This is a genomic window from Streptomyces sp. BR123 (genome assembly GCF_013401435.1).
Lineage (GTDB): Bacteria > Actinomycetota > Actinomycetes > Streptomycetales > Streptomycetaceae > Streptomyces.
The window spans coordinates 1-11,351 of sequence record NZ_JACBGN010000235.1 but is presented as its reverse complement, the minus strand read 5'-3'; the positions used below and the strand labels follow the sequence as shown (position 1 = coordinate 11,351).

Annotated in this window: 10 protein-coding genes and 5 tRNA genes; 10 read left to right on the top strand and 5 right to left on the bottom strand. The window is 73.2% G+C overall.

Going from position 1 to position 11,351, the window contains the following annotated elements; genetic code table 11:
- Window positions 1–425: 425 nt before the first annotated feature.
- Together HYE82_RS27700 and HYE82_RS27695 are read left to right on the top strand one after the other, a co-directional pair.
- The gene (locus tag HYE82_RS27700; RefSeq protein ID WP_179176897.1) at window positions 426–1,241 is read left to right on the top strand and encodes a thioredoxin domain-containing protein; all 816 of its coding nucleotides are present in this window, start codon (window positions 426–428) and stop codon (window positions 1,239–1,241) included.
- The gene (locus HYE82_RS27695; RefSeq protein WP_179176896.1) at window positions 1,238–2,077 is read left to right on the top strand and encodes a cytochrome c biogenesis CcdA family protein; all 840 of its coding nucleotides are present in this window, start codon (window positions 1,238–1,240) and stop codon (window positions 2,075–2,077) included. Before HYE82_RS27700 ends, HYE82_RS27695 begins: the two co-directional genes overlap by 4 nt.
- Window positions 2,078–2,116: 39 nt before the next feature.
- On the opposite strand, the gene HYE82_RS27690 is transcribed toward HYE82_RS27695, so the two are convergent.
- The 3 genes from HYE82_RS27690 to HYE82_RS27680 form a co-directional block, all read right to left on the bottom strand.
- Window positions 2,117–2,190 (bottom strand) — tRNA-Phe (locus tag HYE82_RS27690).
- A gap of 22 nt (window positions 2,191–2,212) precedes the next feature.
- A tRNA-Asp gene (locus HYE82_RS27685) sits at window positions 2,213–2,286 on the bottom strand.
- A gap of 39 nt (window positions 2,287–2,325) precedes the next feature.
- Window positions 2,326–2,398: transfer RNA gene (locus HYE82_RS27680), tRNA-Glu, on the bottom strand.
- A gap of 128 nt (window positions 2,399–2,526) precedes the next feature.
- Here HYE82_RS27680 and HYE82_RS27675 point away from each other — a divergent pair.
- From HYE82_RS27675 to HYE82_RS27640, 8 genes are all read left to right on the top strand, one after another.
- A complete protein-coding gene (locus tag HYE82_RS27675; protein WP_179176895.1) occupies window positions 2,527–2,877 on the top strand; it encodes a metallopeptidase family protein in 351 nt (116 codons plus the stop codon).
- Window positions 2,874–3,377 carry a CrcB family protein gene (locus HYE82_RS27670; protein ID WP_179176894.1) on the top strand — a complete coding sequence of 168 codons (504 nt, stop codon included), beginning with the start codon at window positions 2,874–2,876 and terminating at the stop codon, window positions 3,375–3,377. Before HYE82_RS27675 ends, HYE82_RS27670 begins: the two co-directional genes overlap by 4 nt.
- Window positions 3,374–3,748: a fluoride efflux transporter CrcB gene (crcB, locus tag HYE82_RS27665; protein WP_179176893.1), complete on the top strand. Its 375-nt coding sequence runs from the start codon at window positions 3,374–3,376 to the stop codon at window positions 3,746–3,748. The genes HYE82_RS27670 and crcB overlap by 4 nt, the downstream gene beginning before the upstream one ends.
- A gap of 197 nt (window positions 3,749–3,945) precedes the next feature.
- Complete coding sequence (locus HYE82_RS27660) at window positions 3,946–4,461, top strand: hypothetical protein (RefSeq protein WP_309144467.1); 516 nt, start codon at window positions 3,946–3,948, stop codon at window positions 4,459–4,461.
- Window positions 4,462–4,719: 258 nt separating this feature from the next.
- Complete coding sequence (locus tag HYE82_RS27655) at window positions 4,720–6,990, top strand: DEAD/DEAH box helicase (protein ID WP_179176891.1); 2,271 nt, start codon at window positions 4,720–4,722, stop codon at window positions 6,988–6,990.
- Between the two features lie 192 nt (window positions 6,991–7,182).
- A tRNA-Lys gene (locus tag HYE82_RS27650) sits at window positions 7,183–7,255 on the top strand.
- 534 nt (window positions 7,256–7,789) lie between these two features.
- Window positions 7,790–7,863, top strand: a tRNA-Met gene (locus HYE82_RS27645).
- 361 nt (window positions 7,864–8,224) lie between these two features.
- Window positions 8,225–9,229 (top strand): M23 family metallopeptidase, encoded by a 1,005-nt coding sequence (locus tag HYE82_RS27640; RefSeq protein ID WP_256987788.1) that lies wholly within the window; start codon window positions 8,225–8,227, stop codon window positions 9,227–9,229.
- Here the strand turns inward: HYE82_RS27640 and HYE82_RS27635 are convergent.
- Window positions 9,138–10,460 (bottom strand): PrsW family intramembrane metalloprotease, encoded by a 1,323-nt coding sequence (locus HYE82_RS27635; protein ID WP_179176889.1) that lies wholly within the window; start codon window positions 10,458–10,460, stop codon window positions 9,138–9,140. The genes HYE82_RS27640 and HYE82_RS27635 overlap by 92 nt on opposite strands.
- A gap of 50 nt (window positions 10,461–10,510) precedes the next feature.
- Entirely contained in the window at window positions 10,511–11,323 is an 813-nt protein-coding gene (gene trmB, locus HYE82_RS27630) for a tRNA (guanosine(46)-N7)-methyltransferase TrmB (RefSeq protein WP_179176888.1), read from the bottom strand.
- Between the last annotated feature and the right edge of the window lie 28 nt (window positions 11,324–11,351).

Here is an 11,351-nt window from a genome sequence, read left to right as displayed (position 1 = left end):
CCCCTGCCGCCCCTGCCGCCCCTGTCTCTGAGGCTTCTGCTGCTTCCGCGGCCTCTGCCGCCGCCTCGGATGCCCCGGGCCGGGCCGTCGGCCCTGTCGCTGGAGCGCCTGCGGCTTCCACCGCGGAGGGCGGGGAGCGTCGGGGTCCGCGGTGCGGGCCGGGGCCCTCCGCACCCGACCGGGCCCCGGCCGTACCGGCCCGGGCAGGCATGCACCTCGACCACGCCCTCGCCGCCTGCACGCGCTCCGCCCTGCCCGGCAGCGCGGCCCCCTGCTTCGTACCCGGGCCGCCCTGCGGGGCGCGCGGGCCCGACCGGCCGGCAGCGGGGCCTGCGGAGCTGTCCGTGATGCGGGTGTAGGAGGGCTGGCCGCCCGCCGGTCCGCCGCCCGCTTCCCTCTTCTTCGCACAGCTCTGGAGCAGCCGCATGCCCGCTTCCTCTTCCTCTTCCTCTTCCTCTCCCCGCAACGGTTCTTCCTCCCGTTCCGGTTCCTCCCGCAAGGCCCTGCTGGTCTGCGGCGCCGTCGCGGTCGCCGCCGGGCTCATGGGGCTGGTGTCCTGGCAGGCCACCACCCTGGACAAGGACCCCGCGCGCACCTCCTCCGCCTCGCAGCAGCCGACCGCCGGCGCCGATCCCGCCGCCGGCCTGGCCGGGCTCGCCCGGCGCGACGCGGGCGACAAGCTGGCCCTCGGCCGTGCCGACGCCCCCGTCGTGCTCATCGAGTACTCCGACTTCAAGTGCGGTTACTGCGGGAAGTTCGCCCGTGACACCGAGCCCGAGCTGATCAGGAAGTACGTCGAGAACGGCACCCTGCGCATCGAGTGGCGCAACTTCCCGATCTTCGGCGCCGAGTCCGAGGCCGCGGCCAAGGCGGCCTGGGCCGCGGGTCAGCAGGACCGGTTCCGGCAGTTCCACGAGGCCGCGTACGCCCCGGGGGCCAAGGAGAAGGGCTTCGGCGAGGAGCGGCTGCTGGAGCTGGCCCGGGAGGCGGGGGTCCCGGACCTGGAGCGGTTCCGGCAGGACATGGCCGGGGAGGCCGCCGCGGCCGCCCTGGCGAAGGACCGGGAGGAGGGCTACGGCCTCGGCGTCAGCTCCACCCCGTCCTTCCTGGTGGGCGGTAGGCCGATCGCGGGCGCCCAGCCGTACGGGGCCTTCGCCGCCGCGATCGACCAGGCCGCTGCGAAGGCCCGGTCCGCGGCGGGCGCCGGGACCACCGGGGCCGGTGCGGGGTCGGGCCGGTGACGGACATCGGCTACCTGGCGGCCCTGCTCGGCGGGTTGCTGGCGCTGCTCAGCCCCTGCAGCGCGCTGCTGCTGCCGGCGTTCTTCGCGTACTCGATCGCCTCCCCGTCGCGGCTGCTCGCCCGGACCGGGATCTTCTACGCCGGCCTGGCGACCACTCTCGTTCCGCTGGGCGCTGCGTCCTCGACCGCCGGGCGGTTCTTCCACGGCCACCGCGAGGGGCTGGTGCTGGCCGGCGGTTCGCTGATCATCGTGCTGGGGCTGGCGCAGATCCTGGGGCTGGGCTTCGCCTCGCGGCGGCTCTCGGAGCTGGCCGGGCGGATCCGGCCGGCGACGGCCGTGTCGGTGTACGCGCTGGGCGCGGTCTACGGGCTGGCCGGGTTCTGCGCCGGCCCGATCCTGGGCAGCGTCCTGACGGTGGCGGCGGTCGGCGGCAGCCCGGTGTACGGGGGCCTGCTGCTGGCCGTGTACGCGCTGGGGATGGCCGTACCGCTGTTCGTGCTGGCGCTGCTGTGGGAGCGGTTCGACCTGGGGCGGCGGCGCTGGCTGCGCGGGCGCACCGTCCGGGCGGGCCGGCTGGAGCTGCACACGACCTCGCTGCTGTCCGGACTGTTCTTCATCGTCCTGGGCGTGCTGTTCCTGGCGTACGACGGGGCGAGCGCGCTGCCCGGGCTGCTGGACGTGGAGGACTCGTACGCGGTGGAGCAGCGGGTCCGGGCGGTCGCGGACGCGGTGCCGGACTGGGCGCTGCTGGGTCTGATGGCCGCCGGGGCGGCGGTGGCCGCCCTGGTGCGCACGCGCCGCGGCGCCCGGGCGGAGGAGGAGGTGCCGGAGTAACGCGGAAGGCCCCGTCCATCGGACGGGGCCTTCCTGTTGTGGCTGGGGCCGGGGTCGAACCGGCGACCTATCGCTTTTCAGGCGATCGCTCGTACCAACTGAGCTACCCAGCCACGAGACCGTTTCCGGCCTCAGCGATCCTGACGGGACTTGAACCCGCGACCTCCACCTTGACAGGGTGGCGAGCTAACCAACTGCTCCACAGGACCATGCAGTGTGCGAGAACAAGTCTTGCACACGGTAATGCGTACCCCCAACGGGATTCGAACCCGTGCTACCGCCTTGAAAGGGCGGCGTCCTGGGCCACTAGACGATGAGGGCTAAAGGCCCGCCGGGGCGCTTTCCAGCGCGTCGGGGACGTGAGAAGCATATGGGATGCGGGGAGGTATCGCCAAAACGGTTTCTCCCCCACACGTGGGAGGCGCCCCGGCCGGGGGGAGAATGACCGGGTGCTGGAGATGACACGCGAGGAGTTCGAGGAGCTTGTTTCCGAGGCGCTGGACCGCATCCCGCCGGAGCTGACGCGGCTGATGGACAACGTCGCGGTCTTCGTCGAGGACGAGCCCCCCGCGGACGACCCGGAGCTGCTGGGCCTGTACGAGGGGACCCCGCTGACGGACCGCGGCGAGTGGTACGCCGGGGTGCTGCCCGACCGGATCACCATCTACCGGAACCCCACCCTGCGGATGTGCGAGGACCGCGAGGACGTGATCGCCGAGACGGAGATCACCGTGGTCCACGAGATCGCCCACCACTTCGGGATCGACGACGCCCGGCTGCACGCCCTGGGTTACGGGTGACCCGCCCCGTCGAGGGGGCGGAGGCGATCGACCCGGACGTCGACCTGCACGTCCCCGCACAGCGCGCCGAGCCGCAGGGTCCCGTGCTGGCGGCCGTCGCGGCCGGCGGGGCTCTCGGGTCGGCGGCGCGCTACGGGGTGGAACTCCTGTGGCCGGCCGGGCCGGGGGCGTTCCCGTGGGCCGTGTTCTGGACCAACGCGGCCGGATGCCTGCTGATCGGCGTCCTGATGGCGCTGATCGGTGAGGGCGGACGCACCTCCCCGCACCCGCTGCTGCGGCCCTTCGTCGGGGTGGGGGTGCTGGGCGGGTTCACCACCTTCTCCACGTACGCGGCGGGCTTCGCGCGGCTGCTGGACGAGGGCGAGGCGGAGCGTGCGCTGGCGTACGCCGGGCTCACGGTGGCCGCGGCGCTGGGAGCGGTCTGGGCCGGGGCGTCGGCGATGCGGCTGGCGGTACGGACGCGCGCCCGGACACGGACGCGGGAGCGGGGGCGCGGGTGAACTGGCTGCTGGTGGTGGCGGGCGGGGCCGTCGGGGCGCCGCTGCGGTACCTGACGGACCGTGCGGTGCAGGCGCGGCACGACGCGGTGTTCCCCTGGGGGACGTTCGTGGTGAACGCGGCCGCGTGCCTGCTGCTCGGGGTGCTGGCGGGGGCGGCGCTGGCCGGCGCGGCGTCCTCGCGGTGGAGCCTGCTCCTGGGGACCGGGTTGTGCGGGGCGCTGGGCACCTACTCGACGTTCTCGTACGAGACGCTGCGGCTGGCCGAGACGGGCCGTCGGTTCCTGGCGGGGGCGAACGTGGCGGCGTCGGTGCTGGCAGGACTGGGCGCGGTGGTGCTCGGGTCGCAGGTGGCACGGCAGTTGTTCGCCTGAGCGCGCGGCCCGGCCCGCCGCGTCCGCCGGAGTCCTCCGGGGTTCGCCGGGGTCCTTCGGGGTTGCCGGGGTTCGCCCGGACGGGTGGCGGATTGCGGACAGCCGGTGTCCCCAAGGGCGTGTCTCTTATGGCGCAAAGGGAGTTGGGCATATTGACCCGCTGCTCCGCGGACCGACTGCCCACCCGGAGGTGCCCCGTGCGCCAGTTGTCCGCTTCCCTCCGACTGGCCGTCACCGCTTTCGCGGTCGCGGCCACCGCGGGCTGCATGAGCGTCGGCGCGGACGCCGCCGCGCCCGGTCCGTCCTCCCCGGTGGACCGCAAGTCCGCGGCCGAGGCCGGCGGGGGCGCCGGTGCCGGGCGGAGCGCCGGGGTCCACGGCACCGGCCACGGGGCGAAGGCCGGTGTGGCGGCCTCCGAAGGCAAGGCCGCCGAGGAGGGCAAGGCCTCCGGCGCGACCGGGGCCTCACCCAGCCCGGGCGCGCCCGCAGGGCGGGCGGGTGCGCCCTCGCCGTCGGCCGGGCCGGGCGGCGGGGCCGGGGGCCAGGGGCCCCAGCGGCCGCCGTCCGGAGGAGGCGGAAACAGTGGTTCCGGCGATTCGCCCGCCAGTCCTCCGGCCCAGTCGCCGACTCCGCAGCCGCCCGTGTCCTCCCCCACGCCGCCCACCCCGACGGTGCCGCCGCAGCCTGAGCCCAGCGTCTCCACCACCGTGTAGCGCGGGGCGCCCGGGCCCGGCGGGCGGCAGGCGATCCGAATCGCCGCAGGTCAGGACCGATCGGGCAGGAGCGACTTGCCATACCCCCGGAAGGGTGCGTATGGTTATAGATCGTTTGATCCCATTGCCCGGCGCCGATCCGAAGCGCGCCGTGTGGCGCGTACTCTCCCTAGCCGTGGCTGACCGCATCGAGGCGGTCGATTTGCGATTCACGGAGTTTGGGCGCGTGCCGAGACTCCGGAAGGTTTCGCATTTCGCATGTCCATTTCCAGTTCTGACCGTGCCGTCATGCCCGAGAACGACTCGAACGAGATCGTCGACGCCGTCGAGGCCCTTGTCGTGACCGAGGCCATGGAGGCCGCCGAGGCCGACGAGATCATCGAGGCCCTTGAGGCCGACGTGGCCGACGTCGAGGACGACTCCGACGACGACGCCGCCGACTCCGAGCCGCAGGTCACCTTCGCGGACCTCGGCCTGCCCGAGGGCGTCGTGCGCAAGCTCGCGCAGAACGGTGTCACCAACCCGTTCCCGATCCAGGCCGCGACCATCCCGGACGCCCTGGCCGGCAAGGACATCCTCGGCCGCGGACGCACCGGCTCCGGCAAGACCCTCTCCTTCGGCCTGCCCACCCTGGCGCGCCTCGCCGGTGGCTACACCGAGAAGAAGAAGCCCCGCGCGGTCATCCTCACCCCGACCCGCGAGCTCGCCATGCAGGTCGCCGACGCCCTCCAGCCGTACGGCGACGTCCTCGGCCTGAAGATGAAGGTCGTCTGCGGCGGCACCTCCATGGGCAACCAGATCTACGCCCTGGAGCGCGGTGTCGACATCCTCGTCGCCACCCCCGGCCGACTGCGCGACATCATCAACCGCGGCGCCTGCTCCCTGGAGGACGTCCAGGTCTCGGTCCTCGACGAGGCCGACCAGATGTCCGACCTGGGCTTCCTGCCCGAGGTCACCGAGCTGCTCGACCAGGTCCCGGCCGGCGGCCAGCGCATGCTCTTCTCCGCCACCATGGAGAACGAGATCGCGACCCTGGTCGACCGCTACCTGTCCGACCCGGTCAGCCACGAGGTCGACAGCGCCCAGGGCAACGTCACGACCATGACGCACCACGTCCTCGTCGTGAAGCCGAAGGACAAGGCGCCGGTCACCGCCGCCATCGCCGCCCGCAAGGGCCGCACCATCATCTTCGTCCGCACCCAGCTGGGCGCCGACCGCATCGCCGAGCAGCTCGTCGAGGCCGGCGTGAAGGCGGACGCGCTGCACGGCGGCATGACGCAGGGCGCCCGTACCCGCGTCCTCGCGGACTTCAAGGACGGCCACGTCAACGCACTCGTCGCCACCGACGTCGCCGCCCGCGGCATCCACGTCGACGGCATCGACCTGGTCCTCAACGTGGACCCGGCCGGCGACCACAAGGACTACCTGCACCGCTCGGGCCGCACCGCCCGCGCCGGCAAGTCCGGTGTCGTGGTCTCCCTGGCGCTCCCCCACCAGCGCCGCCAGATCTTCCGCCTGATGGAAGACGCGGGCGTCGAGGCCTCGCGCCACATCGTCCAGGGCGCCGGCGCCTTCGACCCGGAGGTCGCCGAGATCACCGGCGCCCGTTCGCTGACCGAGGTCCAGGCCGACTCCGCGAACAACGCCGCCAAGCAGGCCGAGCGCGAGGTCGCCGAGCTGACCCGCCGCCTGGAGCGCATGACGCGCCGCGCCGCCGAACTCCGCGAGGAGGCCGACCGCCTGGTCGCCCGCTCCGCCCGCGAGCGCGGCGAGGACCCGGACACCGCCGTCTCCGAGGCCTCCGAGGCCGCCGCGGCCGAGGTCGCCGCCCACGTCGCCGCTGCCGCGGCCGCCGAGGAGCGCCAGGCCCGCCGCGAGGAGCGCCGTGACGACCGTGGCGACCGCCGGGACGACCGGGGCGACCGTGGTGGCTTCCGTCGGGACGACAACCGCGGTGACCGTGGCGGCTTCCGCCGCGAGGACCGTCCGTCGTTCAACCGCGACGACCGCCGGGACGACCGGGGCGACCGTGGTGGCTTCCGCCGGGACGACAACCGTGGCGGCTTCCGTCGCGAGGAGCGTCCGTCGTTCAACCGCGACGACCGCGGTGACCGCGGTGACCGTGGTGGCTTCCGTCGGGATGACCGCCGTGACGACAACCGCGGTGACCGTGGCGGCTTCCGCCGCGAGGACCGTCCGTCGTTCAACCGCGACGACCGCCGGGACGACCGGGGCGACCGTGGTGGCTTCCGTCGGGACGACAACCGCGGTGACCGTGGCGGCTTCCGCCGCGAGGAGCGTCCGTCGTTCAACCGCGACGACCGCGGTGACCGCGGTGGCTTCCGTCGGGATGACCGCCGTGACGACAACCGCGGTGACCGTGGCGGCTTCCGCCGCGACGACCGCCCCTCCGGCGGTTTCCGCTCCGGCGCCGGCGACCGCCCGTACGGCCGTCGTGACGACCACCGCCCGTCCGGCTCCTTCGGTACCCGCCGCGACGACAAGCCCCGCTGGAAGCGCAACGGCTGACCTTGCGCCTCCGGTGACCTGACAGGCCGAAAGGGCCCGCCCGAACCTCGTGTCGGGCGGGCCCTTTCGCCTGTCCGGGCGGCCCGGTTCCGGCCGGGTGGGGCACGGATCCGGGAGGATGACGGGGCCGGTCGGTCGATACTCGATCGGCTGGCCGGTGCTCTCCGGCTATGCTCTGGGGTGAGCACGCGAGGGCCATTAGCTCAATTGGCAGAGCAGCGGACTTTTAATCCGTTGGTTGTCGGTTCGAGTCCGACATGGCCTACGGCTCGCAGGGACGAGGAAACCATCCTCTGACCTGCGCTTCAGCGCCCCATCCGATGGCTTCGGGTGGGGCGCTTCGCTGTTTTGGGGGCGTTGGCCCGGTGTCCTGCACCGGCACCGTTCAGGGCCGCGCACGGCCGCCCGGATGCGCCGGCAGGTCCGCCGGCCCGGTGACCTCCCGGAAGGGCTTCAACGCTGCGAGCGTGGCGCCTGCGCGCCTGTTCGGGTGTGCCCGGCGGGAAAGGGGCGTCGGGGCGCGGTCGGCCTGCTCGGAGCGATCTGCGCCCGCCGGTCGGCGTTCTCGGCGGGGACCTCCTCGCTGCACTTGCGGAACGGCAGTCCCCGCAGTTCGCGGCCGGCCGGCCGGCCGGCGACGGGCGGCCCGGGCAGGAAGGGGTGGGAGAGGAAGCCTGCGCGCCCGTTCTCTTTGGCCACGTTGCGCGCCGCTGACCTGCGGATATGTCGGCGGAGCGGGGTTCGGCGCCGTAAATGGGCATGAGCCCCCGCCTGGATGGCGTAAGGTTGTGTTCACCGACGCGGGGTGGAGCAGCTCGGTAGCTCGCTGGGCTCATAACCCAGAGGTCGCAGGTTCAAATCCTGTCCCCGCTACTCAGTACGAAGGCCCGGTTCTTATGGAACCGGGCCTTCGTCGTCCCCGCGTTCATCACGCTGCGTGAGTGAAGTGGCGCTCTCTGCGAGGTCTGTGACGGCCCGTCAAGATACTGATGTGGCTGAAGAGGTGCGTAATCACGCAGCAATTTGCCCGAGTTGACCCACCTCAGTGGGATTAATGCGGGTCAAATGTGGCCACTGTGGCGCCGGTTGGCCGAAACGATCATTCGTGACGGCTTGGAATCATTCCCGTCTGTCTATTACCGTTCGATAACGCAGCGCGGTCGTCCCAGCCGTCGCAAGAGGCGGTGCCCTGCGCGTGCGTGTCCCTGAGGAGTGTGCCCCGGTGGCCTCCAACTTGCCTGCCCGTGAAGGCGTCGAGAACCAGGAGCCGCCGTCCGCCGGCGCCTGGGGCGAGTGGAACCCCACCGAGGACTCGGTGCGCCCCATCCGCGGCAAGCACCGGAACGCCAAGGGCGGCGGGGGACTCGCCCGCAGCTCCACCGTGCTCGGGGTCGGCATCATCGCCGCGGTCGGCGCCGGCGGTATCGCCACGGCCCAGAACCGCCCCCAGGTCCCCATATCCATACCCTCGCTGCCCGGCCTGTCCGACGACGACTCCGGCAAGGACTCCCGCCGGGCCGAGGCGGACGGCAGGGGCGCGAAGGCCGCCTCCGGCGCGCAGTCGCAGGGCCAGGCCGACGCCGGTGAGATCCTGCGCACCCGCATCCTCCAGCAGGCCGAGGCCCAGCAGGAGGCCGTCGACGTCCAGACCCGCGTCCAGGCCGAGCAGGCGGCGCGCGAAGCGGCCGCCGCGGAGGCCAAGACCAAGCGGGAAGAAGCCGAGAAGGCCGCCGAGGAAGCCCGCCTCGCCGCCGAGCAGCAGGCCAAGGAAGCCGCCGAGAAGGCCGCCAAGGAGGCCGCCGAGGCCAAGGCCGAGCAGGAGCAGGCCGCCAAGGCGGCGGCCGGCAGCTACTCCCTGCCGACCTCCTCCTACACGATCACCTCGCACTACGGCGTTGCCGGCTCCATGTGGTCGTCCGGCTACCACACCGGCCTCGACTTCGCCGCCCCCACCGGTACGCCCGTCAAGGCCGTCGCCGCCGGGAAGATCATCTCGGCCGGCTGGTCGGGCGCGTACGGCTACCGGATCGTCCTGCAGCTCGCGGACGGCACGGAGGTCTGGTACTGCCACCTGTCCTCGATGTCCGTCACCTCCGGTGAGGTCGGCGCCGGCGACACCATCGGCCGGGTCGGCGCCACCGGCAACGTCACCGGACCCCATCTCCACCTGGAAGTGCGCAAGGGCGGCTCCACGGTGGACCCGCTGTCGTGGCTCCGGTCCAAGGGCCTGACGCCGTAACCGGACCGCCGAAGACGCCGCTGCGGGCCGCCGGTACGAACCCGCACGCGCCGCCCGGGGCCGGCCGCCGCGGCAGCAGGTCCTCCAGGGCCGCCGCCCGGGCCAGCGCCGGACCGGCCGTCGCCCGGCGCAGCCACAACTGGTGCAGCAGCTCCTGCTCCCGGCCCGCGAACTCCGGGTCCCCGGCCGGGCCGCTCCGGGCCCCGTGCCGCAGCAGGGCGAGCGCGGCCGCGTCCGCCTCGTACCGGGCCACCGCCCGTCCCGCGGCGCGGCCCCCGCTGCGCCGCGCCAGCGCCCGGGCCAGCGAACGGGCCGGCATCGAGACGAGCGCCGGCACCTCGGCCGGGGCCAGCCAGCCCGCGGCCGCGTACACGGCGAGCTCCCCGGCGACCGCCTGCAGCCGGCGGTGCCTTATCTGCACCGCCAGTCCCAGCAGCCCTCCGAACACCGGGACCATCACGCAGCCGTACACCCAGTAGAAGCCGTTCTCGCCGAGCCGCGAGGAGCAGTTCCACAACGCGTGCATGCCCATGGCCAGTGCCAGGCCGAGCAGGGGCGGCCCGGCCCGCAGCAGCCGCGCCCGCGGGTGGCCGGAGGGGACCGCGGCAGCGGCACCGAACCCCAGGCCGGTCAGCACCGTGAACAGAGGGTGCGCGAACGGCGAGAGCACGATCCGGACGAAGAAGGTCGCCGCCGTCACCGAGTCGAGCGCCCCGACCCCGCTCCGCAGGTCCTCCGTGAACGCGTTGCCGAGGTACAGGACGTTCTCGGTGAACGCGAACCCGGTCGCGGTGAACCCGGCGACCACGAACCCGTCCGCCGGGCCCGTGAACTGCCTTCTTCGAAACGAGAACACGAGGAGCAGCGCCGCCGCCTTGGCGCTCTCCTCCACCACCGGCGCGATCACCACCGAACCGAGCCGGTCGGCGTCGTCGGCGTCCGCGGTCGCCGCGGAGATCCACTCCGCGGCGAAGTCGTTGGCCAGTATGGCGATCAGGGCCGCGGTACAGGCCCCCCAGCCGCAGCAGAACAGCAGCTGCACCCAGGGACGGGGCGCGGCCCGGCCCAGCCACCGGAAGGCCGCCATGAGCAGCGGCACCGGCAGCACGGCCAGGCCGAGGCCGACGAGGAACCCGGGGGTTCCGGTCTGCTCCCGAACGAGTTCGAGGATCGTCAGCCCCGATGCGCCCAGCACGGCGAACACGCACGCACGGACACCGACTCGGATCACATGATGACTCTAACGACCCGCTCGGACACGAGGAGTGACCTTCGGGAAGGTCAGACTTTCTCCACGCGCCGGAAGAGCAGGTCGTGTACGACGTGCCCCTTGTCGAGGCCCTGGCCCTCGAAGCGGGTGAGCGGCCGGAAGTCCGGCCGGGGCGCGTAGCCGCCGTCGGGCTGGGTGTTCTCGAACTCCGGGTGCGCGGTGAGCACTTCGAGCATCTGCTCGGCGTAGTTCTCCCAGTCGGTCGCGCAGTGGAGCACCGCGCCGGGCGCCATCCGGGTCGCGGCCAGGTCGAGGAACTCGGGCTGGATCAGGCGGCGCTTGTGATGGCGGGCCTTGGGCCACGGGTCCGGGAAGTAGACGCGGATCCCCTGCAGGCAGGCGGGCGGCAGCATTTCGCGGAGCAGGATGATCGCATCGCCGTTCGCGACGCGGACGTTGGTCAGCCCGTTGCGCTCGGCGAGGGCGAGCAGGTTCCCCTGACCGGGGGTGTGCACGTCCACGGCGAGGATGCCGGTGTCCGGGTCGGCGGCGGCCATCTGCGCGGTCGCCTCGCCCATCCCGAAGCCGATCTCCAGGACGACGGGCAGCCCGTCGAAGAGTCGATCGAGATCGATCGTGTCCCGGCCGTCGATGTCCAGTCCCCAGGTGCCCCAGAGCCGCTGCAGGGCAGCGCCCTGCCCGACCGTGACCCGGCTGCGGCGCGGCTGGAAGCTGCGGATCCGCCGCTCGTGGTGCGAGCCGGCCGGGTCGGGCGCGGGCCCGTCCGGGAACCGCGGCTCGGTGCGCCACTTGGGCGGCACGTAGGAGGACGCCTCCGGCGCGGCTTCCGGAAGGCTGGGCTGGGGCGTAAGGGACTCAGACACAATCCCCGCATTCTACGACCCCCCACCC